The following is a 23,651-nucleotide window of genomic DNA, read 5'->3' as shown; positions in this document are numbered from 1 at the left end:
CGACCGCCGGACGCCCCGGCGGCCGGCAGCGGCGGTCACACAGCGGGTTCGACGGCCGGGCAGCTGGCACCCCGGGCGGGCACCACCTGATCGATCAGGTACGAGTCGACGGCTCGTTGCACGCACGGGCTGCTGCTGTAACTGCCGTGCCCCCACCCCTGGTAGGTGAGCAGCGCGCCGTGCCGGCCCAACTGCCGCGCCACGTTGCGCGCCCAGCCGTAGCCGCTGGCCGGGTCGTGCACGGTGGCGGCGATCAGCAGCGGCACGTCGGTGTGGACCCGCAGCCGATGCTGCGGGTTGGCGACCGGCGTCGGAGTGCCCAGGCAGGTGACCAGCGCGAACAACGCCGGCGGGTAGCGCAGGTCCGGCGCGAGCCGGGCCGCCCGGCGCAGATGTCCGGCGTACTCGCTGTAGTCGCGGACCGGCAGGCTCCAGTCCTGACAGAAGACCGCGAAGGGGTACGGGGCCACGGACTGGTCCGCCAACGGGCGGACGCTCGGTGTGGTGGCGGCGCCCTCCAGTCGGACGAGCCACTCGGCCAGCCCCGGCCACCGCCAGGTGTCGTAGAGCTTCTTGTGGGCGAGGCGGCTCAGCTCGAACGGGGCGAGCGCGGCCCCGGCCTGGTCCGGGTCGGTCAGCGAGCCACGCTCGGCCCGGGCGTGCAGCCCGGCCCAGCTGGCCCGGACGTCGCGACCGTGCAGGACACAGTCGGCCGAGCGGGCGCACCAGGCCAGGAACTCGTCGAACGCGCCCTCCGCGGTGACGGCCTGGGTGTCCAGGAAGTCACGGGTGCCGAGGCTGTGATCCATCGCTGCCTCCAGCACCATGGCCCGGACCCGGCCGGGGTACAGCTCGGCGTACCGCTGCCCGAGCACTGTGCCGTACGAGCTGCCGTGGAAGGTCAACTGCCGTTCGCCGAGCGCGGCGCGGACCGCGTCCAGGTCACGGGCGGCGCTGGTGGTGTCGACGTGGTCGTAGAGCGCTCCGGTGCGGGCCCGGCAGTCGGCGCGCAGCAGCGCGTTGTTGGCCAGCACGGCGTCGAACCGGGCCTGATCGGCGATCAGTTGCGGTTGCCGGGCGAGCAGGTCCCGGGCGCAGACCACCGGGTGACTGCCGCCGGTGCCGCGGGGGTCGAAGCTGACGATGTCGAACCGGGCACGCAGGTCGGCGCTGAACCGGGAGCTGCCGTTCACCACCCGGTCGACCCCGCTGTCGCCCGGTCCGCCGGGACCGAAGACCAGCGCACCTTCCCGGGTGGCCGGATCGGCGACCCGGCGGGCCAGGGAAAGGTCGAAGCGCTCACCCCGGGGTCGGTCCCAGTCCACCGGCAGCGACAGGGTGCCGCACTCGGCGCTGGTGTCCGCGGCGCAGGGCCGCCAGTCGATCGTCGGGACGGGCTGTGGGCGGGCGGCGGCGGCCGGGCTCGCCGGGGTCAGGCCGGCGGCCGTGAGGGCCAGGGCGACCGCCCAGCCGACGGCGGATTTGCGTACGCGCAGCATGAGGTGCTGTCCTCTCCTCGAAGGAGCGTTGCCGGTGAAACTCGCCCAGCAGGCGAGGTGATGCTGCTTCCACCCGGGCCGTCGAGTAGCCGCTCGACGGCTCGGGGCCGCTCTCGTCCGCCGGGTCAGTCGACCTCGCGCAGGACGCGTTCGAGCGTGGTCATCCTGGTCTCCATCCCGCCCAGCCGACCGTCCATCGCCGCGAGCAGTCGGGCGTTCTCCGCCTGGGTCTGAGCTGCCGTCTCGGCGAGCCGCCGGTAGTCGTCCGCCCGGTCCGCCTCGTACCGGGCCCGCCGGGTCTTGGCGAGCTGTACGACGGTCACCGTGACCACGCTGATCAGGAAGGCGAAGATGCCGATCGCGCCGACCACCTCGGTCCAGTCGTGCTCGCTCATCGCTGTGCTCCCGGCTGCTCGCCCGAGTCGGGCACGGTCAGCGTCTCGACCGCGGCCGCGATGAATGCGGGGGTGAGTGTGAGCACGAACGGCTCCACCTCGTAGTAGTTCATGGCCTTCCCGTCCTCCGACAACTCCAGGCGGGCGGTGACCAGCCCGGCCGCCGCCAGCTTCCGTAGGTGGACCTGCAACAGCGCTCGGCTGATGCCCAGTTGCCGGGCCAGCCCGCTGACGTACGCACGCTCGCGGGCCAACGCGGCGACGACCCGCAGCCGATGCGGGTTGGCCAGGGTGGCCAGCACCCGGACCAGGTCGTCGCCGGTCGGCGGTGAGGCGGCGCTCATAACCAGCCCTTGCACATGCCAAGGAAAGTTAGCAGGTGCCGGCGCGCTGCGGTGCGGGACGAAAGCGGAATCAGGGGGATCTCAGGGTCGGCGAAAGAGGCCTGACACACAGCACGCCGGGCCGGTGATGATCACCGGCCCGGCGTGCGGGTTACGTCGTACGTCAGCTCTTGAAGGCGTCCTTGATCTTCTCGCCCGCCTGCTTGAGCTTGGCGGTGGACTGGTCAGTGCGACCCTCCGCCTCCAACTGCTCGTTGTCGGTGGCCCGACCGGCGCCTTCCTTCAGCTTGCCGGTCGCGTCCTCGGTGGCGTTGTTGATCTTGTCGTCGATACCCATTGCCAACCTCCATTGCAAGCATTGCAAGCTTCGCTACAACCACAGAGGTACCCCCGTCGTCACCGGCCCAACCATTACCGTCGTCACAGATCGGCAGCGGCCGGACGGAAGCGACGCAGCCGCAGGCTGTTGGCCACCACGAAGACCGAGGACAGCGCCATCGTGGCACCGGCGATCATCGGGTTGAGCAGCCCGGCGGCGGCCAACGGCAGGGCCGCCACGTTGTAGCCGAACGCCCAGAACAGGTTGCCCCGGATGATGCCGAGCGTGCGCCGGGACAGCCGGATGGCGTCCACCGCCGCGTCCAGATCACCCCGGACGAGGGTGAGGTCGGCCGCCTCGATCGCCACGTCGGCGCCGGTGCCCATGGCCAGCCCCAGGTCGGCCTGGGCCAGCGCCGGGGCGTCGTTGACCCCGTCACCGACCATCGCCACCGACCGCCCCTCGGCCTGGAGCCGCTTGATCACGTCGACCTTCCCGGCCGGCAGCACCTCGGCGATCACCTCGTCGACGCCCACCTCGGCGGCGACCGCGCGAGCCACTGTGGTGTTGTCCCCGGTCAGCAGGACCGGGGTCAGCCCCAGCCCGCGCAGCCGGGCCACCGCCGCCCGGCTGGTCGGCCGGACCACGTCGGCGACAGTGAGCACGCCCCGGGCCCGTCCGTCCCAGCCGGCGACGATCGCCGTACGGCCGGCGGCCTCCGCGTCGCGCACGGCCCACTCGACCTCCGGCGGTACGTCGATCTCACGCTCGCGCAGCAGCCGGACCCGGCCGACCAGCACGGCCCGCCCCTCGACGGTGCCGGTCACCCCCAGCCCTTCGAGGTTGCCGAAGGCGCTCACCGACGGCAGCGCGCCCGCCTCGGTGGCAGCGGCCGCGACCGCACGGGCGATCGGGTGCTCGGAGGCGGCCTCCACCGCCCCGGCCAGCCGGAGCAGCTCGGCCCGGTCCACACCGCTCGCCGGCACCGCGTCCACCACTGTCATCCGGCCGGTCGTCACGGTGCCGGTCTTGTCGAGGACCACGGTGTCCACCCGGCGGGTCGACTCCAGCACCTCCGGGCCCTTGATCAGCACGCCGAGCTGGGCGCCCCGACCGGTGCCGACCAGCAGCGCCGTCGGGGTGGCCAGGCCGAGCGCGCAGGGACAGGCGATGATCAGCACGGCCACGGCGGCGGTGAACGCGGCGGTCGGGCCGGCCCCGGTGCCGAGCCACCAGCCGAGCGTGCCGATGGCGAGGGTGATGACGATCGGCACGAAGACCCCGGAGATCCGGTCCGCCAACCGCTGAACGGCCGCCTTGCCGCTCTGCGCCTGCTCCACCAGGTCGGCCATCCGGGAGAGTTGGGTGTCAGCGCCGACCCGGGTGGCGGTGACGATCAGCCGCCCACCCGCATTGATCGTGGCGCCGACCACGCCGTCACCGGGGACGACCTCGACCGGCACCGACTCACCGGTGAGCATGCTGGCGTCGACCGCGGAGGTGCCCTCGTCGACCACGCCGTCGGTGGCGATCTTCTCCCCGGGGCGGACCACGAACCGGTCACCGACGGCGAGCCGGTCCACGGGGATCAGGGTCTCCACGCCGTCACGCAGCACCGTCACGTCCTTGGCGCCGAGGTCGAGCAGTGCGCGCAGGGCGGCGCCGGCGGTCCGCTTGGACCGGGCCTCGAAGTAGCGACCGGCCAGGATGAACACGGTGACCCCGGCGGCCGCCTCCAGGTAGATGTTGCCGGCGCCGTCGGTCCGGGTGATGTCGAAGCGGAACGGGTGCGTCATGCCGGGCATCCCCGCGTCACCCAGGAAGAGCGCCCAGATCGACCAGCCGAACGCGGCCAGAGTGCCGAGCGACACCAGGGTGTCCATGGTGGCCGCGCCGTGCCGCAGGTTGGTCCAGGCGGCCCGGTGGAACGGCAGCCCACCCCAGACCACCACCGGGGCGGCCAGGGTCAGCGACAACCATTGCCAGTAGTCGAACTGCCAGGCCGGGACCATGGCCAGCAGGACCACCGGCACGCTCAGGGCCACCGACACCCACAGCCGGGTACGCGGTCCCCGCAACGGGTCCACCGGGGGTTCCGCGCTGGGCGGGGCCGGCAGCGCCGCGGTGTAACCGGTCTTCTGCACGGTCCCGATCAGGTCGTCCGGCGTGACGCCGTCGGCGTACCGGACGGTCGCCTTCTCGGTGGCGTAGTTGACGGTGGCGCTCACCCCGTCCATCCGGTTGAGCTTCTTCTCGATCCGGGCGGCGCACGCGGCGCAGGTCATCCCGCCGATCGCCAGTTCGATCCGGTTCGGCGCCTCGGGCAGCGGTCTGCTGGTGGTGGTCATCGTCTGGTCCCGTCAGTTGTGTCCGTGCCCGGGGGTGCCGTGGTCGGTCCCGCCGGTCGGTGCGGGTCCGCTCGGAGTGGGTGCCTCTCCGGTCGGGGCGACGCCGGCGACCACTGTGAACTCGGCGGTGTGCACCCGCCCGCCGTGTTGGAAGTCGAGGTAGAGCCGGTAGCTGCCGGCCGAGGGCACCTCGGCGAGGAAGGTGACGGCCGGACCGGGCCGGGTGCGCCCATCGCCGGGCGTTCCGTCCGGGTGCACGTGCAGGTACGCCAGATTGCCCCGACGTAGTGCCACCAGATGCCCGTACGCGCCCAGGTAGGGCTCCAGGTCGGTGACCGGCTGCCCGTCCCGGCTGATGGTCAGCGTCAGCGACGACGTGCGGCCGGGCTGCGGCGCTCCGGTCAGGGTGACCGTGTAGCCGTCGACGGTGGTGCTGGTCGCCGGGGCGGGCAACGGCCGTTCGGTCAACTCGCCGGGGACTGTCACGTCCACGCCGAGGGTCAGCGGCTCACCCCCGGTCGGCGTGAAGTCGGCGAACGCCCGCCACTGCCCGGGGCCGGCCAGCGGGGTGTCGACCCGCCAGGTGCCGTCCGGGGCCAACTCCGGGTGGACGTGACGGAAGCCGGAGAGGTCCCGACGGGCGACGATCAGGTGCATCTGCTTGTCGTGCGCCACGTCGTACCGGGTGACCGGGCGGCCGTCCGGACCGGCGATCCGGAAGGCGAACTCGCCGGCCGGGGCGGCGGCCAGTTCGAGGGTGTAGCCGCGCTCGGAGACGAGCAGCCCGCCGGGAAGCCGGTCGCCCGTCCCGCCCCGCTCCTCCGCCGTCGGGGCGGTGGCGGCATCGTCGTGTCGGCTCTCGGTGACCGGGGCGGGGTCGACGACCCTGCCGATCCCGTAGGTCGCGCCGAAGACCGCCGCCAGGCCGACGGCGAACCCGGCCAGTCTCGTCACGGTACGCACGCCGGCCCGCCGATCACGCGTCGACGAGGTCGTAGCCGGCCTCGTCGACCGCGGCTCGGACCACAGCGGTGTCCAGCGGCTGATCGCTGCTGACGGTGACCCGGCCGGCCGCGAGGTCGACCTGGACGTCGCGCACCCCTTCGATGGCGCTGACCTCGGCGCTCACCGCGCTCACGCAGTGCCCGCAGGTCATGCCCTGGACCTGGTACGTCGTGTTGACCATTGGATCGTCTCCTTCGCGGTACCGGTACCCCGTGGGGGTATCTCAACAGAACCGACCGTACCATACCCCCTGGGGGTACGCTATCCTTGTCGACATGACCGCACCCACTCCGATCCGCGGATACACCGCCAGCAAGGACCAGCTGCTCGCGCGGCTCCGCCGCGTCGAGGGGCAGGTCCGGGGCATCGAGAAGATGGTCGACGACGACCGCTACTGCATCGACGTGCTCACCCAGATCTCCGCGATCCAGGCCGCCCTCGACAAGGTGGCCCTCGGGCTGCTCGACGGGCACGCCCGGCACTGCATGCACGAGGGCGCCGCCGAGGGTCGGGCCGACGAGATGGCCACCGAGATGATGGCAGCGGTCGGTCGGCTCATGAAGCGCGGCTGACCGCGCTCAGTCCGGCGCGGGGTCGAGACGGACCCGGCGCAGCAACTGCGCGTTGAGCGCCACCACGATGGTGGACGCCGACATCAGCACCGCGGCCAGCGCCGGGCTCAACGCCACCCCGGCCCAGGCCAGCACCCCGGCGGCCAGCGGCAGCGCCACCACGTTGTAGCCGGCCGCCCAGGCCAGATTCTGTCGCATCTTCCGGTACGACGCCCGGGACAGCCGGACCACGGCCCCCACCCCGCGCGGGTCCGAGGATGCCAGCACCACCCCGGCGGACTCGATGGCCACATCGGTGCCCGCGCCGATCGCGATGCCCACGTCCGCCCGGGCCAGCGCCGGCGCGTCGTTCACCCCGTCACCGACCATCGCCACGACCAACCCCCGCCGCTGGAGCTCGGCCACCCGGTCGTCCTTCTCCGCCGGCAGCACCTCGGCAAAGACCTCGTCGACGCTAGGTCGGAAGCCGAGGTCGGCGGCGACCGCCTCGGCCACCGACCGGGCGTCACCGGTGATCATGGCGATGGTGCGGACACCCTCGGCACGCAACTCGTCGACGGCGCGCCGGGCCTCCGGACGCACCTCGTCGGTCAACGCGAACGCGCCGAGCACGGCGTCCGGCAGCCGCACCAGGTGCAACACCGCGGCACCCCGCGCCGACCACCGCCCGGTCGCGGCCTCCAACTCCGCCGGGAGCGGAAGGCCCAGCTCCCGCAGCAGCGCCGGCCCGCCCACCGCGAACTCCGTACCGTCGATTGTCGCTTTCACACCGCGGCCCGGCAGCGCCCGGAACCCGGCCGCCCGGGCCGGACCGGCGCGCCCGGCCGCCGCCACGATCGCCCGAGCCAACGGATGCTCGCTCTCCGACTCGACACCGGCCGCGAGCCGCAGCACCTCGTCCCGCTCGACGCCGGACGCCGTCACCAGGTCGGTCACCCCGTGCTCGCCCCGGGTCAGCGTGCCGGTCTTGTCGAAGAGCACCGCGCCGACGGTCCGCATCCGCTCCAGGGCCAACCGGTCCTTGACCAGAATCCCGGACCGTGCGGCGAGCGCGGTGGAGAGCGCGACGACCAGCGGGATGGCGAGACCCAGCGCGTGCGGGCAGGCGATCACCAGGACGGTGACCGCACGAACCACCGCCTCGTCCGGCTGACCGAGCGCGGTCCAGACCACCACGGTCAGCACGGCGGTGCCGGTGGCCAGGTAGAACAGCGCAGCGGCGAACCGGTCGGCCAACAGTTGGGCCCGTCCACCGGAAGCCTGGGCCTGCGCGACCATCCGCTGGATGCCGGCGAGGGCGGTCTGCTCACCCAACGCCTCGACGCGCACCCGGATCACCGAGTCGGTGGCGACGGTGCCGGCCACCACCCGATCGCCCGTCGACCGGGCGACCGGCCGCGACTCCCCGGTGATCATCGACTCGTCCAGCTCAGCGCCGCCCTCGACGACCCGGCCGTCCGCCGGCACCCGACCCCCCGGCCGGACCAGCACCACGTCGCCGATCCGCAGACCGGTCACCGGCACCGCCTCGACCCGCCCGTCCGCCGCCACCCGTTCGGCCTCGTCCGGCAACAGCGCGGCCAGCGCCGCCAGCGCTCCCCGAGCCTGCCCGATGGCCTTCATCTCCTGCCAGTGCCCGAGCAGCATGATGGTGACCAGCGCGGCCAACTCCCACCAGAAGTCCAGGTCGAAGGCGCCGACGCTGGTCGCCAGGGACGCGGCGTACGCGACGGTGATCGCCATCGCGACCAGCAGCATCATCCCGGGCGCCCGGTCCCGCACCTCCCGAACCGCACCGACCAGGAACGGCCACCCACCCCACCAGAACACCACCGAGCCGAGCACCGGCCCCACCCAGGCCTGACCGGGGACGCCGTCGTCCCCGGCGAGGCCCAGCTGATCGGACACGAGACGACTCGTCAGCACCACCGGGACGGTCAACACCAGGCAGACCCAGAACCGGCGGCGGAACATCGCCGGATCGTGCCCGGCGTGCTTGTCGTGCCCGGCGTGCTTGTCGTGCGGCATGGGTTCGGCGCGTCGCGGTCGGTCCGGATCGGGCGGTGACGAGGCGGGCATGGCTCCAACATGCCGCCCCGGAGAGCGCCACGCGAGCGGTTCGGCCGCCCGACACTCCGCCACGACCTGCAACCCCCAGGAGGGCTGGTTAGCATCTCCCACGATGGCCCTCCGAATGCCGCTGCACAGTCGGGCACCGGCGCCGCCACGTCGTGGCGTCGCTCCCGGCCGACCGGGCCGAGCACTGACCGTCCGTGATCAAGCGGTCGTCAGGCAGCGATCCGCCCCGCCGTCCGTCGCGTTTCCACCGCAACGGTGAACCGCCCGGCCCGCTGACCCGTATCCCGCACCGGATCGTTGGGAGTCTCGCCTTGGGTTCCGACCACACCCACAGTGCTCCGTCCGCCCCACCACGGGTGCGACGGATCCTCGTCGTGACGGTGGTACCCCTCTTCGTCGCCACGGTGCTGGCCGCGGTGCTGCTCTGGCCGCGCGGTGGTTCACCGCAGACCGACGGTGGTGCGGACGTGCCGCGCTACCCCGGCACCGTCACCCGGGTGGTGAGCGAGCCGTGCCCGTCGGTGCCATCGGTCCCCGAGGGCACACCGAGGGTCGGCGATGGGCGGTGCGGCACCGTCGACGTCCGGGTGGACGACGGGCCGACCGCCGGCCAGCAGGTACGGACACCGGTGCCCGACGGACCCGGGGCACCCCGGGTCGAGGTCGGCGACGAGGTCATCCTGGTCGAACTGGCCGACCCGACCGATCCCACCACCAGCAACTGGAACATCGCCGAGCACCAACGCGGCACCCCGATGGTGTGGCTGGCGGTGATCTTCGCGGCCGCCATCGTCGCGTTCGGTCGGTGGCGAGGTCTGGCCGCGCTCGCCGGGCTGGCCGCCAGCTTCGCCATCCTGCTCACCTTCGTGCTGCCGGGCATCAGCGCCGGCAGGTCACCGCTGCTGGTGGCGGTGGTCGGCGCGGCCCTGATCATGTTCGTGGTGCTCTATCTGACCCACGGGGTCACCGCACAGACCTCGGTCGCGGTGCTCGGCACCCTCGGCAGTCTGGTGCTGACCGGCGTGCTCGCCACCATCGCCACGGCCGCGACCCACCTCACCGGCTTCGGCAGCGAAGACGCCACCACCCTGTCGATGTTCCAGGGCGACGTGGACCTGCACGGTCTGCTGCTCGCCGGGATCATCATCGGATCGCTCGGGGTGCTCGACGACGTGACGGTCACCCAGGCGGCCACCGTCACCGAACTGGCGAACGCCAACCCCGGGCTGACCCGGTTGCAGCTGTACCGCGCCGCCACCCGGGTCGGCCGCGCGCACATCGCCTCCACTGTCAACACCATCGTGCTGGCGTACGCGGGTGCGTCACTGCCCCTGCTGCTCCTGCTCACCGCCGACTCGCGGCCGATCGGGCAGATCCTCACCAGTGAGTTCCTCGCGCAGGAGATCGTCCGCAGCGCGGTCGCCACCCTCGGTCTGATCGCCGCCGTTCCGTTGACCACCGGGTTGGCCGCGGTGGTGAGCGCTGCCGGGCGTAACGCTGCAGAGGCGTCCACCGACGCTCCCGCGCCCCGGCCCCAGCCGGACCGCAGCGAGGCACTGGCCGCACTCAGCTCACCGCGAACGGCCGGCTCCGACGAGCCGGGCCGGACGCGGACCGCACCCCCATCCGAGGCCACCGACCGGTGGCCGAAGTCGAACAGGAGCACGGATACGGCATGGTGACACTCCTCAGCGTGACCAGATCGGGCATCCACCCTGAGAACCGCGTCACTGGTCACTCAACGCTATGGCGAAATGACGCTTTTGGTCGGCATCCAGGCGTAGCTCACCCGGTCGACTCTCGGGTAACCTCGCTGCCGGTCACCGATGAAGGCGCGAAGCGGCGCCTGCGGTGCCACCGCCCAATCGCCAACCGGCGAGCCGGGGACCCAGGTACCTGGGGTGAATCCGCGTCAGCGGTAGGGGCCACTTCCGCCCCGAACCCGTCAGCTAACCCGGTCGGCGGTCGACGGAAGGGAACATTGTGACGGCACCCCTACGCCGCTGGATGACACCCGTGGTGGCCGTGATCGCCGCACTGACCGTGCTCGCCGGGCCGCTCCCGGCGCACGCCGCCCCGACGAATCCCACACCCTCCGGGCACGAGGAGGACGGCGAGCCCAAGCTGCTCAACGACGTCATCGAACAGGCCAACCGCGACTACTCCGCCGCAAAGTCCAAGCTGGACAAGTCCAAGAAGCGCCAGGCCGAGTTGGCCGCGGAGGTCGACAGGGCCAAGGCCGACCTGGACGCGTTGGCCCCGCAGGTCGGGCAGATCGCCGCCCAGGCGTACCGGACCGGCCGGATCGGCGCTGTCGCGATGCTGCTGGAGAGCGAAGCTCCCGACTCGTTCGTCCGGCGCGCCGGGATGCTCGACGAGATGAACATGGTCAACGAGAAGAAGCTCTCCGAGGTCAACGAGGTGAAGGCCCGCGCCGAGCAGGCCAAGCTGGCCCTCGACACCGAGGTCCGCGAGCAGCAGAAGCAGACCGCCCTGATGGCCAAGCGCAAGAGCGAGGCCGACAAGGCGCTCTCCCTCGTCGGCGGCAAGGGTTTCACCGGCGGCCTGGTGGACGCCACCTCCAAGGTCGCGAAGATCGGCCCGGGTCGCACGGCCGACGGTGACTGGAAGCCCCAGTCGTGCAGCGAGAACGACCCCACCACGTCGGGCTGCATCACGCCGCGCACGCTGCACGCGTACAAGGAGGTCAAGGCGGCCGGCTTCAACCGGTTCGTCGGCTGCTACCGCCCCGGCGGGCCGTGGGAGCACCCGAAGGGCCGCGCCTGCGACTGGTCGCTACAGAAGAGCGGGTTCTCCCCGTGGCACAACAACGACACCCGGACGTACGGCAACAACGTCGCCGCGTTCCTCATCCGTAACGCCGACCGGCTCGGCATCTACTACGTGATCTGGAACCGGCAGATCTGGTTCCCGGCCACCGGCTGGAGTTCGTACAGCGGGCCGTCGAACCACACCGACCACGTCCACATGTCGCTGCTCTGACCCGCACGATCCCCGTCGAGGGCCGTTCCGCGTGACGCGGAGCGGCCCTCGTCGCGTCAGACCGTGGCAGCCGCGGCCGAGTCGGTCGACCCGGGCGATCCGGCCGGGGTCGCCAACGTCGCGAGGTCGGCCGGTACGGCGGCCACCGGGCGCACCGCTCCGGCGGCCAGCCGGTAGGACACCCCCACCACCGCGCACCGCCCCCGCGCCACCGCGTCGGCCAGCACGGGCGACTGCCCGAGCAACGTCTCGACGGTCTGGGCGATGTGGACGTCGACGATGCCGTCGATGTCGTCCACGCCCTCGGCCGCGGCCCGACGCAGGCTGGGCAGCACGGCGTCGACCACCGCGCGCAGATGGCCACTCGGCGCGGTACCGGTCGCGGCGGACTCCCGGGCGGCCTGCACCGCACCGCACGAGTCGTGGCCGAGCACCACCACCAGCGGGGTGCCGAGGACGGTCACCGCGTACTCGACGCTGCCGAGCACCTCGGGGCCGGTGGTGTGCCCGGCGGTGCGAACCACGAACAGGTCGCCCAGGCCCCGGTCGAAGATGATCTCGGCGGCCAGTCGCGAGTCGGAGCAGCCGACGATCACCGCGAACGGGTGTTGCCCGTCGGCCACGGCGGCCCGGTGCCCGGCGTCCTGGTTGGGGTGGCGTGGGGCGCCATCGACGAAGCGCCGATTGCCAGCGACCAGCTCGGCGTACGCCCGGGTCGGCTCGCTCAGCGCGGTGGCCCGCTCGGTGGTCCGCTGCGAACCCGGCTGACCGCCGGAGCTCCCGGTATGACTCATCCCGCACCTCGTCTCGACGCATCTGACCTGGTCAAGCCGGCTTTCCGCCGGCCCGGCGGCGGGCGCTGGCTCGCGCTCAACCGTCACACGCACCGTAAGATGCGTCAAGGTATGCGTGATTTAGATTTCATACGTTGACTTCGGCCACCCCCTGGGCAATCTTCCCGGGGCGGGGCGGACCAGACTCTCGCGAAGGCAGGCGGACATCGGGAAAGGCGGTCACGGATGGCGAGCACGGTGACGGACGACACCGGCGGCGGGCGGAACTGGACGTTCCTCACCAATCACGGGCACGTCCTGCTGGCCATCGCCCGCGACCCGACCGCCCGGCTACGCGACGTCGCCGCCGAGGTCGGGGTGACCGAACGGGCCGCGCAGGCGATCGTCGCCGACCTGGAGGCGGGCGGTTACCTGCACCGCACCCGGGTCGGACGACGCAACGAATACACCCTCAACCCGGCCGGGCGGTTCCGGCACCCCGCCGAGGCCGACCGGCAGGTCGGCGACCTGCTCGCGCTGTTCGCCGACGCTTCCACCGCGAAGGCGGAGCCCCAGGCCTGACCCCGGTCACCGGGGGCCGCTGACCGACGGTCACGGCGGTAACCTTTGCGGGTGCGCGAATGCCCGCCGTTGAGCGCGACCCCGTCCCGCCGAGCCCTTCGCGGCGTCCTCAGTGGAACGCTGGCGGTCCTGCTCGGCGCCGGCCTGGTGGCACCCTCCCCCGCGACCGCGGCACCGCCCATCTGCGGTCCAGGCGGCAACACGAGCCTGACCGACGCGCCGTGGGCGCTCCGCCGGCTGGAGCCGTCGTCGGCCTGGCCGTTGTCCCGGGGCGCCGGAGTGACGGTGGCCGTGATCGACTCCGGGGTGTCCGCCGCTCACCCGCTCCTCAAGGGGCAGGTGCTCGAGGGTCGCGACTTCAACGGCTTGGCGGCCCGGCAGGGCCAGTGCGACGAGGCCGGGCACGGCACGCTGATCGCCGGCATCATCGCGGGCCGGGAGGGCGCGGGTGTTCCCTTCAGCGGTGTCGCCCCGGCTGCCCGCATCCTGCCGATCCGGGTGCTGCCCAAGCCCGGCGAGGTCAGCGACCCGGATCTCCCCGTCGAGATCGCGGCGGCCATCGACTGGGCGGTCGCGCAGGGTGCCGACGTGATCAACCTGTCCCTGACCACGATTCCCCGCCCCGAACTGACGGCGGCCGTCGAGCGCGCGCTGGCCAAGCGGGTGGTGCTGGTCGCCGCCGCGGGCAACCGGTCGGAGGATTCACAGAACCTGCCGGGTTACCCGGCCGCGTACCCCGGGGTGATCGCGGTCGGCGGGGTGGACGAGCAGGGCGGCCACGTCGGCACCTCGATCAGCGGCGACTACGTCGACATCGCCGCACCCGGGGTGAACATCGTCGGGCCGGCGCCCGGAAACAGCGGCTACCGCACCGTGCCGGAGGGCGGCACCAGCTACGCCGCCGCGTACGTCTCGGGAGTGGCCGCGCTGGTCCGGGCCGCCTACCCCACCCTCGACCCGCAGCAGGTCGCGGATCGGCTGGCACGCACCGCGGACAACCCACCCGAGGGTCACAACGCCGACATCGGATACGGGATGATCAACCCTTACCGGGCGGTGTCGAGCCTGCTCGGCAGCCGGACGAACCCGCCCGCCGGCGCCCTGCCGGCGCCCGCCGTGCGCGACGACCCGCTGAGCTGGCAGCGCACTACCGCGATCTGGGCGGCGGTCATCGGCGGGCTGCTCGCCGGGCTGCTGCTGGTCGCGCGACCGATCACGGCCCTTGGCCGCCGACGCGACTGGCGCCCCGGCCGACGCACCGATGCGCCAACTGCCAGCTGAGCGGCGCGCCGCAGCCCGGTGCCGACGCCTACGCCCGCCAACGCCAGACACAGAGCGGCTCCGGGCCGGGCGAACCGGACCGGAGCCGCTCGTGCGAATGCCTCAGCTCCACACCTTGGAGTTGCTCATCTCCGTGGTGAGGTAGTTTTCGCGGGCGATGCCCACGGCACCGCCGATCTCGTTCAGGATCCGGTTGATGTCCCGGACCGCCGCGTCCCACTTCGCCTGGTGCTGCTCGTAGGCAACCCGGTCCTCGCCGTCCCAGTGCAGCTTGGTCAGCATCGACCGCAGCGTGTCAAGCTTTTCCTCAAGGGTCTTCGAGATGGCCTGCATCTGCTGGTTGCTGCTCTCGAGGACCGCATAGTCAACTTTGATCGTCACGATTTCCTCCTCTGCCGGCTACGGATCACGGGTTGAGAGCAGAGTGGAACTTGTCCAGCATCTGCTGCTGCTCTTCGTCGTTGACCTGGTGCGTCGTACCCGACTTGTCGAGCAGGTCAGCGATGCTGTCCATCGCCGTCAGCAGTTTGACGGTGTCCTCGTTCCAGCGCGTCATCAGCGACTGGAAGCCCGTGGACGCCTGACCCTTCCACGCGATGGCCAGGTCGTCGACCACGTTCCACAGCTTCTTCAGCTCGCCGTCGACCTCGCTGCGCGTGGACCGCACGTCACTCGCGGCGGTATGCAGAGTCGCAGCTTCGACCTCGAACGCCATGCTTCACACCCTTCCGTCTGTTGTGGTGGCGGCTTCGCCGCATCCTCCCCCGCGGCAAGGCAGCAACACCCCACCGACGGACACTCCTGTGAAGACCGTAGCGGAACGTGTCCAGCCCTCGCAGCCCTGACCCGTGACGTTCGATGGATGGTGGTGAATCGGACCGGAACGGCCCACCACCCCCTACCGAACGACCGACAGCTCTCAGGTCGGCTCGGACCAGGCGGTCTGAATCAGCTGCTGACCATCACGACGGCGAACCAGGGTGCCCCGGCCGGGCGGTTGCGGGCTCGGCCGCAACGTGCCGAAGACCGCGCCCTCCTCCCGGTTTCCGGACATCAGCAGGCCCGGCGAGTCCAACTCGCGAAGCCGTTGCAGCACCGGCTCGTAGAGCGCCCTGGACACACCGCCGACCCGGCGCGTGACGATCAGGTGCAGACCGATGTCGCGGGCCTGCGGCAACAGCTCGTGCAGGGCGCTCAGCGGGTTGCTGCCGCCCGAGGCCACCAGGTCGTAGTCGTCCACCAGGATGTACAGGTCCGGACCCTTCCACCAGCTCCGATCACGCAGCTGGGCGGTCGTCACGTCCGGGCCGGGCAGTCGGTTGGAGAGCGCGCTGCGGATCGACCCGAGCCCCTGGGCGAACGCCTGGTTCGACGGGGCGTAGTCGAGCAGGTGGTCACCCTCCACAGCCCCCAGCAGGCCCCGCCGGTAGTCGGCGATCACCAGCCGGGCCTGCGCCGGCGTGTACCGCTCGGTGATCCCCCGTGCGATCAGGCGCAGCAGGTTGGTCTTGCCGCACTCCGCGTCGCCGAAGACCGTCAGGTGCGGCTCGTTGGCCAGGTCCAGGTAGACCGGCGCGAGTGCCGACTCGTTGACGCCGATCGGGAGACCGGGTGCCGAGCGGTCGATGATCCGGGCCAGCTCCGCCACCGGCAGCCGGCGCGGCAGCAACCGCACCTTCGGCGCCGGGCGACCCGGCCAGTTCGCCGCCACGTGCCCGGCCAGGGACAGCGAGGCCTCGCTCAGATCGTCGATGTCGCGACGACCGTCGATCCGCGAGATGGCGGTGAGGAAGTGCAGCTTGTCCCGGGTCAGGCCACGACCGGGCGACTTCTCCGGCACGTTGTTCGCCGCCCGACGGTCGATCTCGGACTCCGACGCGTCGCCGAGGCGCAGCTCCAACTTGGTGCCGAGCAGATCCCGCATGTTGATCCGGATCTCCGCCCACCGTACGGCGGTGAGCACCACGTGCACACCGAAGCCGAGACCCCGGTTGGCCAACGTGGTGATGGTCTGCTCCAGCTCCTCGTACTCCTGGCGCAGGGTGTTCCACCCGTCCACCACCAGGAACACGTCGCCGAACGGGTCGTCGGCGAACTCGCCGGCGGCACGGCGACGGCGGTAGCTCGCCACCGAGTCGATGCCGTGCTGGGCGAAACGAGCCTCCCGCTCGTCCAGCACGGCGACCACCTCGGCCACCGTCCGACGGACCGCCTCGACGTCGCGCCGACCGGCCACCCCGGCCAGGTGCGGCAACCGCTCCATGCTGCGCAGCGCGCCCCCGCCGAAGTCCAGGCAGAAGAACTGCACCTCCCGTGGCGTGTGCGTGAGCGCCAACGAGGCCAACAGCGTACGCAGCATCGTGCTCTTGCCACTCATCGACCGGCCGACGATGACCACGTTGCCGCCGGCACCGGCCAGCTCGACCATCATCGGGTCCCGACGCTGCTCGTACGGGCGGTCCACGACGCCGACCGGCACGGTGAGTCGTCCGCGCCCGGGCCAGGAGGCGGTGCACAACCCGTAGGTCGGATCCACCGCCAGCGGGCCGAGCAGCTCACCCAGGCCCGGCGGGTCGGCCAGCGGCGGCAGCCACACCTGGTGCGCCGGGCGGCCCCGGCCCTTGAGCTGGTCGATCAGCACGTCGAGCATCGCCACGGCCTTGCCGTCGGCCGGCTGCTCCGGCTCCGGCGCGGTGGCCACCGGAACCTGCGGAACCTGCACCGGAACGAAGTCGAGGCCGTACGGCACGATCCGGCGCTGCACCAGCGCCTGCGAGGCGGAGGCCTGCTGCCCCGGGGCCCGGTACGCCCCCGACACGTACGCGGCCCGGAACCGCAGCATGGTGCTGGTGTCCGTCTTCAGGTAGCCGTGGCCCGGCGCGTTCGGCAGCTCGTACGCGTCCGGTACGCCGAGCACGATCCGGCTCTCCACAGCGGAGAACGTCCGCAGACCGATCCGGTACGACAGGTGCGTGTCGAGGCCCCGCAGCTTGCCCTCTTCGAGGCGCTGGCTGGCCAGCAGCAGGTGCACGCCGAGGGACCGCCCCAACCGGCCGATCATCACGAACAGGTCGATGAAGTCCGGTTTGGCGGCGAGCAGTTCGCTGAACTCGTCACAGATGATCAACAAGCTGGGCATCGGCGCCAGCGGCTCACCGGCCGAGCGCGCCTTCTCGTACTCGAAGCGGGAGACGTAGTTGCCGGCCGCCCGCAGCAGCTCCTGCCGGCGCACCATCTCGCCAGCGAGCGCGTCGCGCATCCGGTCGACCAACGGCAGCTCGTCGGCCAGGTTGGTGATCACCGCGCTGGTGTGCGGCAGCGCCTCCAGCGAGGCGAAGGTCGCGCCGCCCTTGAAGTCGACCAGGACGAAGTTCAGTTCCTCCGACGAGTGGGTCACCGCCAACGCGGCCACCACCGTACGCAGCAGCTCGCTCTTGCCGGAGCCGGTCGCACCGATCACCAGACCGTGCGGACCCATGCCCTCGTGCGCCGACTCCTTGAAGTCGAGCTCGACCACGTTGCCGTCCGGGCCGACGCCGAGCGGGATGCGCAGCCGGTCGCGGTGCCCACGCGGACGCCAGGTGTTCTGCACGTCCACCGCCGCGGCGTCACCGACGCCGAGCAGGTCCGGCAGCTCCGTGCTGCGGGCCAGCGGCTCGTCGCCGCCGGTCTGCTGCTGGGAGAGCCGGAAGGGGGCGATCTGTCGGGCCAGCCCCTCGGCGGCCTCGGCGCTGAGCCGGTCGGGCCGACCCAGCGTCGACGACGAGCTGCCCCGGACCAGGTCGAGCGAGCTTCCGTCATTCACGTCGAGGCAGAGCAGCCAGCGGCCGGCGTCGCGCGGCACCGTCCCGGAGAGGTCGATCACCGTGGCGCCGAGCAGCCCCGGGCCCACCAGCTGGCAGGTCGGCGAGATCTCCCCGCCGTCGATCACCACGACCAGGTGCGGGGCGGTGGTCAGCGGCTTGGCCTCCGGCGCGAACCGGGGCCGCCCGCCCAGCTCGGCGGCGAGCGAGGCCTCGGCCTCGGCCAGGCTGGCGAAGACCAGCCGGCGCGCGCCGGCCGCGTCCGTACGACCGCTGTGGTGGGCGTGTGGCAGCCACTTCACCCAGCCCCAGGACGACTGCCGGTCGGGTGCGGCGACCACCGCGATCACCAGGTCGTCCGGTGCGTGGAAGGTGGCCAGCTGCCCCAGCGCCGCCCGGGTCAGGTCGAGCACCGGCTCGCGGTCGCCGCGCAGCACCACGCGGCTGAACGCGCGCACCGACAGCGCCGTCGGCAGGTCGGGCACCGTGGAGTGTGCCCGGACGAACCGGCGAAGCGCGATGGCGCTCATCGGCTCCAGGTCCTCCACCGGCTTCGTCTCCGGTGGGACGATCTCCACGGCGAGCCGCTGCGGGCCGAGGGCGATCCGGGTCTCGCCGAAGTCGTCCTCGGTGATCCGCCGCTCCCAGAGTCGCCGGGAGGCGGCGATCGACCAGAGCGCGTCGGGCTCCGGGTGCCGCCAGGCCATCGCGGCCCGCTGCTGCTCGGCGGCACGCCGGGTGCGCTTGCGCATCTGCGCCAGGTAGCGCATGTAGTCGCGGCGGTCGGCGTTCAGCTCGGCCTTGTCCTTGCCACCGCTGTTGGCCAGCGAGCCGATCGCCATGCCGAGCATCGAGACACCGAACAGACCACCGGCGACGTAGGTCATCATGCCGCCGCCCTTGCCGGCGTAGAGGAACGCCATGGCACCGACCCCGCAGAACATCGGCAGGATCATGAGCAGCTGCCCCATCCCGCGGGGCGTCGGCTCGGGCAGCTCGGGAGGCGACTCCAGCAGCACCTCGCCGCGCGGTAAGGCCGGCCCCGGCTGACGCGGGAGCCGGCGGAACACCACCGTGCTCACGGCTGTCTCCTCCCCAGAAGCGGCCCTGATGACGTGCGGCCCGCGGAACACCGCCCGCGGGTGGGCATCGTACGTGCCGTCATCGTAGGTAATCTGCCGTGTGCGCGGTGGACCCGGACCGCAGCATTCCAGCCAGCCGATCGCAGACGCACACCTGGAGGCCACTGTGGCGACGAAGACGGCGACCGGTGGTCTCAGCCGGATCACCATCGTGGCTCCACGTACCCGGATGGATCTGGCGCTGCCGTCGGATGTGCCGCTGGCCGACCTGCTCCCCACCCTGCTGCGCTACGCCGGTGAGGACATGGCCGACGAGGGCGCTCGGCACGGCGGCTGGGCACTGTCCCGGTTGGGCGGTGCGCCCCTCGACGGTGGTCGTACCGCGGCGCAGCTCAGCGTCCGGGACGGTGAGGTGCTGTACTTCAACCCCCGGTCCGACGCCGCGCCGGAAATCGTCTTCGACGACGTGGTGGACGCGGTCGCCACCGCGACCAACCAGCGCCCCGGCGCCTGGCAGGTCGGCGCGACCCGCTCCTTCGCCGTGGTCTTCGCGGCGGCGGCGCTCGGCGCTGGCGCGCTGGCCGCCCTCTTCGCCGGTCCGCCGCACCTGCCCGGCGCGCTCGCCGCGCTGCTGGTCGCGGTGGCGCTGCTGGTGGGCGCGGCGGTGCTCTCCAGGGCCGCCGGTGACAGCGGCATCGGCGCGGTGCTGGCCCTGGTCGGCCTGGTACACGCGGCCACCGGCGGCCTGCTGCTGCTCGCCGGCGATCGATCGCTGACCGACCTGGCCAGTCCGCATGTCCTGCTCGCGGCGACCGCAGCGGTGGTGGCCGGCGCGGTGGCCGTGCTGGCGGTCGGCGACCGGTACCCCCTCTTCTTCGCCGCGATCGGGGTCGCGGCCGCGACCGGCCTGGGCGCGGTGCTCTGCCTGGTCCTGGGCCTCGACGCGGCGGCCTCCGCCGCGGTGGTCGCGGCGGTCGCGTTCGGCGTGGTGCCGGCGCTGCCGATGATGGCCTACCGGCTGGCCCGGCTGCCGGTGCCGTCGATTCCGACCGGTCCGGAGGACCTGAAGACCGACAGCGAGTCGGTGGACGGCCGGCAGGTGCTCCAGCAGAGTGAGCGGGCCGACCAGTTCCTGACCGGTCTGCTGTGGACGGTGTCGCTGCTGGTGCTGGGCGCGCAACTCGTGCTGGCGCTGGACGGTCGCCTGCCCGCGGTGCTGCTGTGCCTGGTGCTGGCCCTGCTGGCGCTGCTGCGGGCCCGCCCCCTCCTGGGCCGGGCCCAGCGCACCCCGGTGCTGCTGGCCGGCACCGTGGGTCTGGGCCTGGCCGCCGCGACCACCTTCGCCGGTGGGTCGCTGCCGGTCCGGCTCGGCCTGATCCTGGGCGGCCTGGTGCTCGCCGCGGTGATCAGCCTGATCTACGGTCTGACCGTCGCCGGCAAGCGCATCTCGCCGGTCTGGGGCCGGCTGCTCGACATCGCCGAGATCCTGCTCATCATCTCGCTGGTGCCGCTCGCCTTCTGGGTCTGCGGCCTCTACGGCTGGATCGTCAACCTCCGACCCTGACCGTGCGCCGCCGCACCGGTCAGCGCGACCGCGGACCGGTGGAGACGCCCAGCGCCGAGGCGACCGGAGCGGTGGCGTAGACGCCCGGAGCATGCTGACCGTCCATCGGCCGGGTGGACGCACCCACCCGGCCGGCAACCTCACGAACCACCTTGACCAGGGCCTCGACGTGGTTGTCCATCGCCGCGACCCGCAGCAGCGGTGCCGCCACCCGACCGTCCGACGAGACGGTCACGGCCACCGTGTGCGACGGCGCCGAGGTCGCGGTGATCGCGTCCACGAGCGGACCGAGCGGCGCGTCGAAGCGGCCCCGCAGAGCCATGCAGCGGTGCGTCCAGCCGCCGCCGCGCAACCCACGCCAACTCTCCGCCGGCGCCTCGGGCACCAGGTCCAGACCGGCGGCCGAGACGATTGCCGCACGTAGCTCCTCCCGGCCGAGCGGGCGATGGGCCAGCCCCGCCGAGGTCAGCGCCTTGCCGAGCCGGCCGATCCCGGCCGCCACCGTCCGGTGTACGCCGGTCAGCCCGCCGCCGCGGCTCACCGCCTCGACCCGGGCGTCCCGGACGGTGAGCCGCAGCGCCACCCACACGGTCCGGTGCGCTGCCGGCGGCGCACCGGGTGCCGGGTACCAGACCAACGTGTGCGCGACGACCTGGGCCCGGGAGACCGGGGCGCTGAAGTCCGCGAGCACCCGCAGCGCGCGGTCCACCGCGGCGGCGTCGACGGAGCCGACCGCCGCACCGGTCGCGGACTGTAGCGCGACGGCGGCGAACCAGCCCTGGTCGTCCCGCCCGATGCCGAGCCGGGTGCCTCGGTCGGTCAGCTCGATGACGCTCAGCTCCGGGGCGAGCGCGGCCAACCTCGGGTCGGTTGCCGTGCCGCTGGCCAGCGCGGCGGACGCCCGCTCACCGCGTCGCCGCAACCGCCGGCGCAGCAGCAGGTCCTCGAACCACCAGCGGCCGCCGCGACGGGCGAAGGCCGCCAGGACGACCAGCAGCGCCGCGGTGCCCGCCGCGGCGAGCACCCAGCTGGGTCCGGCCGTGGCGGCCCAGACGCCGACCACGCACAACTCCAGGACGACGAGCTGCCCGACCAGCACGGGGCCGACCCGCCCACGGCCGGGCCGCTCGGCCGGGGGCACCGGCCGGGTCGGAACGTCGACAGGGTCCGTGACCGCTCGGGCGGGTGGCGCCTGAACCTGCGTCATCGCTGACTGTCCCTCCTGCACGGTACGACTCTGCGCCGGGTCTCCTCCGGTGCCGGCCACGAGCGGTGGTCCCAAGGAACCACCGTCGGCCCCTTATCGTAGGGAAGCCCGCGACGGCACCCCGACCCTGATCGTCGCGGATCCACCCCGCCGGAGGTAAGTCATGCGGACCCGCCGCGATCAGGTGCAGGCGTACCGCTTCGTCACCCGCCGCATCGTCTCCGCCTTGCTGTCGGGCGATCCGGAGACCACCAACCTGCCGATGCGACGGCTCGGCATGGCCGTCTTCGGCAGTGTCCTCACCGCGGCCATCGTGCTCGGCGGGGTGGGTGCCTACGGCCAGTTGACCGGTGGCGCGGCGCCGCTGGACGACCAGACCCTGGTCATCGAACGGGAGACCGGCGCGACGTACGTGTTCATCGAGGGCAAGCTGCACCCGACGCTCAACTACACCTCGGCGCGCCTCATCGTGAACGACGCGAGTGCCCAGGTGCGGACGATGTCCCAGGCGTCGCTGCGGGACCGGCCCCGCGGCGTCACCGTCGGCATCGTCGGGGCACCGGACGCCCTGCCGGACCGTAAGTCGCTGACCGGTCTGCCCTGGTCGGTCTGCGACGTGCCCGACCCGGTCGACCGGCAGCGGTCCAGCACCCGACTGGTGATCGACCGGGCCCTGCCCGGCGGCACGCCCCTGGGTGACCGGGGGGTGCTGGTCTCGGTGAACGACCAGCGGTACCTGGTCACCAACAACACCCGACTCCAACTGCTCGACCCGTCTCGCACGATCACGGCGCTGCGGATGGCCGGCACCGAGCGCCTCCAGGTCGGGCAGCAACTGCTCAACGCCGTGCCGGCCGGGCCACCGCTGCGCCGGCCGTCGCTGCCCGGTGAGGGCGAGCCCAGCAGTCGCACGGTGGCCGGGCAGTCGTACGACGTCGGTTCGGTGTTCAAGGCCGCCGGGCGGCACTACGTGCTGACCCGGGACGCTCTCGTCTCGATCAGTGAGATCACCGCTCTGCTGCTCGTCAGCAACGGCGGTCGGATCACCGACATCACCCCGAACCAGGCCAGCGAGGCGTTCGAGGAGCGGCGGATCGAGGAGGAGGGGGTGCCCCCGACGATGCCCGCCCTCTACCCGGCCCAGCCCGGTCAGACCACGTTGTGCGCGACGTACCGCAAGGACAGCTCGGGCGGCCCGCCGACCACCACCCTGGAGGTCTTCGACCGGGTGCCGACCGAGTTGACCGACAGCGATCCGGGTCTGGTGCCGGTGCGCCAGACCAGGCGCGACGCCGTACGCACCGCAGAGGCGGTGCTGCTGCCCGGCGGTAAGGGTGTCATCGCGCAGGCCTCGCCCGGTGCCGGGACCAGCGGGTCCGGCGCCGCCGGGTCGACGATCTACCTGATCAGCCCGCAGGGCATCCGGTATCCGCTCGGCTCGGCGGAGACCCTGGACGTGCTCGGCTACGGCGGGATCACGCCGTTGGCGGTGCCCGGCTCCCTGCTCGCACTGATCCCGACCGGGCCGACCCTGGACCGCGAGGACGCGTTCGCCGTCTTCGCTCCGGACGGGCCGGCACCGTCCGCGCCACCGTCGGCCGCGCCGAGGTCAGGCTCACCATCAGCGGCACCGCCCTCGGGCACGCCGTCCGCGGCGCCACCGTCGGGGTCGTCGTCCGCCGCGCCACCGTCGGGGTCGACGCCGTCGAGTCCGGCCGGTGGCACCCCGTCGAGCGGCGGGACCGGTGGGGGGTCCACGGAATCGACCGACGCCGACGGCTGAGCAGCCTCGGCG

The 23,651-nt window shown here is 72.5% G+C and carries 20 protein-coding genes and 1 riboswitch; of the genes, 7 read left to right on the top strand and 13 right to left on the bottom strand.

Features of this window, described 5'->3' with window-relative positions:
* Nucleotides 1–35: 35 nt before the first annotated feature.
* The 7 genes from ABTW72_RS22230 to ABTW72_RS22200 form a co-directional block, all read right to left on the bottom strand.
* A complete protein-coding gene (locus ABTW72_RS22230; RefSeq protein WP_350861464.1) occupies nucleotides 36–1,499 on the bottom strand; it encodes an alpha/beta hydrolase in 1,464 nt (487 codons plus the stop codon).
* Nucleotides 1,500–1,624: 125 nt separating this feature from the next.
* Nucleotides 1,625–1,894 (bottom strand): hypothetical protein, encoded by a 270-nt coding sequence (locus tag ABTW72_RS22225; protein ID WP_350861462.1) that lies wholly within the window; start codon nucleotides 1,892–1,894, stop codon nucleotides 1,625–1,627.
* Nucleotides 1,891–2,238, bottom strand: a complete 348-nt coding sequence (locus ABTW72_RS22220) for an ArsR/SmtB family transcription factor (RefSeq protein ID WP_350861460.1) — start codon at nucleotides 2,236–2,238, stop codon at nucleotides 1,891–1,893. The genes ABTW72_RS22225 and ABTW72_RS22220 overlap by 4 nt, the downstream gene beginning before the upstream one ends.
* Nucleotides 2,239–2,401: 163 nt before the next feature.
* Nucleotides 2,402–2,575 (bottom strand): CsbD family protein, encoded by a 174-nt coding sequence (locus tag ABTW72_RS22215; RefSeq protein WP_203121024.1) that lies wholly within the window; start codon nucleotides 2,573–2,575, stop codon nucleotides 2,402–2,404.
* 83 nt (nucleotides 2,576–2,658) lie between these two features.
* Nucleotides 2,659–4,905 (bottom strand): heavy metal translocating P-type ATPase, encoded by a 2,247-nt coding sequence (locus tag ABTW72_RS22210; RefSeq protein ID WP_350861458.1) that lies wholly within the window; start codon nucleotides 4,903–4,905, stop codon nucleotides 2,659–2,661.
* Between the two features lie 12 nt (nucleotides 4,906–4,917).
* A complete protein-coding gene (locus tag ABTW72_RS22205) occupies nucleotides 4,918–5,868 on the bottom strand; it encodes a DUF8832 domain-containing protein (protein ID WP_350861456.1) in 951 nt (316 codons plus the stop codon).
* A gap of 13 nt (nucleotides 5,869–5,881) precedes the next feature.
* Complete coding sequence (locus ABTW72_RS22200) at nucleotides 5,882–6,091, bottom strand: heavy-metal-associated domain-containing protein (RefSeq protein ID WP_350861454.1); 210 nt, start codon at nucleotides 6,089–6,091, stop codon at nucleotides 5,882–5,884.
* A 94-nt stretch (nucleotides 6,092–6,185) separates the two neighbouring features.
* Here ABTW72_RS22200 and ABTW72_RS22195 point away from each other — a divergent pair, with 94 nt between their 5' ends.
* Nucleotides 6,186–6,482 (top strand): metal-sensitive transcriptional regulator, encoded by a 297-nt coding sequence (locus tag ABTW72_RS22195; RefSeq protein ID WP_030329541.1) that lies wholly within the window; start codon nucleotides 6,186–6,188, stop codon nucleotides 6,480–6,482.
* Between the two features lie 6 nt (nucleotides 6,483–6,488).
* On the opposite strand, the gene ABTW72_RS22190 is transcribed toward ABTW72_RS22195, so the two are convergent.
* Entirely contained in the window at nucleotides 6,489–8,510 is a 2,022-nt protein-coding gene (locus ABTW72_RS22190; RefSeq protein WP_350861829.1) for a heavy metal translocating P-type ATPase, read from the bottom strand.
* Between the two features lie 362 nt (nucleotides 8,511–8,872).
* On the opposite strand from ABTW72_RS22190, the gene ABTW72_RS22185 reads away from it, so the two are divergent.
* Together ABTW72_RS22185 and ABTW72_RS22180 are read left to right on the top strand one after the other, a co-directional pair.
* Nucleotides 8,873–10,243 (top strand): YibE/F family protein, encoded by a 1,371-nt coding sequence (locus ABTW72_RS22185; RefSeq protein WP_350861452.1) that lies wholly within the window; start codon nucleotides 8,873–8,875, stop codon nucleotides 10,241–10,243.
* A 166-nt stretch (nucleotides 10,244–10,409) separates the two neighbouring features.
* Nucleotides 10,410–10,540, top strand: a riboswitch (cyclic di-AMP (ydaO/yuaA leader).
* Between the two features lie 4 nt (nucleotides 10,541–10,544).
* Nucleotides 10,545–11,564, top strand: a complete 1,020-nt coding sequence (locus ABTW72_RS22180; protein WP_350861450.1) for a coiled-coil domain-containing protein — start codon at nucleotides 10,545–10,547, stop codon at nucleotides 11,562–11,564.
* Nucleotides 11,565–11,620: 56 nt separating this feature from the next.
* Here the strand turns inward: ABTW72_RS22180 and ABTW72_RS22175 are convergent, their stop codons facing one another.
* On the bottom strand, nucleotides 11,621–12,358 hold the full coding sequence (locus ABTW72_RS22175; protein WP_350861448.1) for a carbonic anhydrase: 738 nt from the start codon (nucleotides 12,356–12,358) through the stop codon (nucleotides 11,621–11,623).
* Between the two features lie 225 nt (nucleotides 12,359–12,583).
* Between ABTW72_RS22175 and ABTW72_RS22170 the strand changes: the two genes are divergently transcribed.
* On the top strand, nucleotides 12,584–12,919 hold the full coding sequence (locus tag ABTW72_RS22170) for a helix-turn-helix transcriptional regulator (protein ID WP_112677711.1): 336 nt from the start codon (nucleotides 12,584–12,586) through the stop codon (nucleotides 12,917–12,919).
* Between the two features lie 51 nt (nucleotides 12,920–12,970).
* Nucleotides 12,971–14,200, top strand: coding sequence for a type VII secretion-associated serine protease mycosin (gene mycP, locus ABTW72_RS22165; protein ID WP_350861446.1), 1,230 nt, complete (start codon nucleotides 12,971–12,973; stop codon nucleotides 14,198–14,200).
* 102 nt (nucleotides 14,201–14,302) lie between these two features.
* On the opposite strand, the gene ABTW72_RS22160 is transcribed toward mycP, so the two are convergent.
* The 3 genes from ABTW72_RS22160 to eccCa all read right to left on the bottom strand — a co-directional run bounded on the left by ABTW72_RS22160 (nucleotide 14,303) and on the right by eccCa (nucleotide 19,085).
* Nucleotides 14,303–14,581, bottom strand: a complete 279-nt coding sequence (locus ABTW72_RS22160; RefSeq protein WP_030329555.1) for a WXG100 family type VII secretion target — start codon at nucleotides 14,579–14,581, stop codon at nucleotides 14,303–14,305.
* Between the two features lie 25 nt (nucleotides 14,582–14,606).
* Nucleotides 14,607–14,915, bottom strand: coding sequence for a WXG100 family type VII secretion target (locus ABTW72_RS22155; RefSeq protein WP_030329557.1), 309 nt, complete (start codon nucleotides 14,913–14,915; stop codon nucleotides 14,607–14,609).
* A gap of 204 nt (nucleotides 14,916–15,119) precedes the next feature.
* On the bottom strand, nucleotides 15,120–19,085 hold the full coding sequence (gene eccCa / locus ABTW72_RS22150) for a type VII secretion protein EccCa (RefSeq protein WP_350861444.1): 3,966 nt from the start codon (nucleotides 19,083–19,085) through the stop codon (nucleotides 15,120–15,122).
* Nucleotides 19,086–19,251: 166 nt separating this feature from the next.
* On the opposite strand from eccCa, the gene eccD reads away from it, so the two are divergent.
* A complete protein-coding gene (gene eccD / locus ABTW72_RS22145; RefSeq protein ID WP_350861442.1) occupies nucleotides 19,252–20,649 on the top strand; it encodes a type VII secretion integral membrane protein EccD in 1,398 nt (465 codons plus the stop codon).
* A gap of 19 nt (nucleotides 20,650–20,668) precedes the next feature.
* Here the strand turns inward: eccD and ABTW72_RS22140 are convergent, their stop codons facing one another.
* Nucleotides 20,669–21,856 (bottom strand): type VII secretion protein EccE, encoded by a 1,188-nt coding sequence (locus ABTW72_RS22140; RefSeq protein WP_350861440.1) that lies wholly within the window; start codon nucleotides 21,854–21,856, stop codon nucleotides 20,669–20,671.
* A gap of 163 nt (nucleotides 21,857–22,019) precedes the next feature.
* Between ABTW72_RS22140 and eccB the strand changes: the two genes are divergently transcribed.
* Nucleotides 22,020–23,639, top strand: a complete 1,620-nt coding sequence (gene eccB, locus ABTW72_RS22135; RefSeq protein WP_350861438.1) for a type VII secretion protein EccB — start codon at nucleotides 22,020–22,022, stop codon at nucleotides 23,637–23,639.
* Nucleotides 23,640–23,651: the final 12 nt, after the last annotated feature.

This window comes from Micromonospora sp. NPDC127501, from assembly GCF_040302185.1.
Lineage (GTDB): Bacteria > Actinomycetota > Actinomycetes > Mycobacteriales > Micromonosporaceae > Micromonospora.
This window is presented reverse-complemented; position numbering and strand designations above follow the sequence as displayed.

Coding starts and splice junctions, on each gene's coding strand:
- ABTW72_RS22175 (WP_350861448.1), bottom strand. CDS start 12,358: ATGAGTCATACCGGGAGCTCCGGCGGTCAGCCGGGTTCGCAGCGGACC.
- ABTW72_RS22210 (WP_350861458.1), bottom strand. CDS start 4,905: ATGACCACCACCAGCAGACCGCTGCCCGAGGCGCCGAACCGGATCGAA.
- eccB (WP_350861438.1), top strand. CDS start 22,020: ATGCGGACCCGCCGCGATCAGGTGCAGGCGTACCGCTTCGTCACCCGC.
- ABTW72_RS22220 (WP_350861460.1), bottom strand. CDS start 2,238: ATGAGCGCCGCCTCACCGCCGACCGGCGACGACCTGGTCCGGGTGCTG.
- ABTW72_RS22170 (WP_112677711.1), top strand. CDS start 12,584: ATGGCGAGCACGGTGACGGACGACACCGGCGGCGGGCGGAACTGGACG.
- ABTW72_RS22190 (WP_350861829.1), bottom strand. CDS start 8,510: ATGCCGCACGACAAGCACGCCGGGCACGACAAGCACGCCGGGCACGAT.
- ABTW72_RS22195 (WP_030329541.1), top strand. CDS start 6,186: ATGACCGCACCCACTCCGATCCGCGGATACACCGCCAGCAAGGACCAG.
- ABTW72_RS22225 (WP_350861462.1), bottom strand. CDS start 1,894: ATGAGCGAGCACGACTGGACCGAGGTGGTCGGCGCGATCGGCATCTTC.
- ABTW72_RS22200 (WP_350861454.1), bottom strand. CDS start 6,091: ATGGTCAACACGACGTACCAGGTCCAGGGCATGACCTGCGGGCACTGC.
- ABTW72_RS22140 (WP_350861440.1), bottom strand. CDS start 21,856: ATGACGCAGGTTCAGGCGCCACCCGCCCGAGCGGTCACGGACCCTGTC.
- ABTW72_RS22155 (WP_030329557.1), bottom strand. CDS start 14,915: ATGGCGTTCGAGGTCGAAGCTGCGACTCTGCATACCGCCGCGAGTGAC.
- ABTW72_RS22215 (WP_203121024.1), bottom strand. CDS start 2,575: ATGGGTATCGACGACAAGATCAACAACGCCACCGAGGACGCGACCGGC.
- ABTW72_RS22230 (WP_350861464.1), bottom strand. CDS start 1,499: ATGCTGCGCGTACGCAAATCCGCCGTCGGCTGGGCGGTCGCCCTGGCC.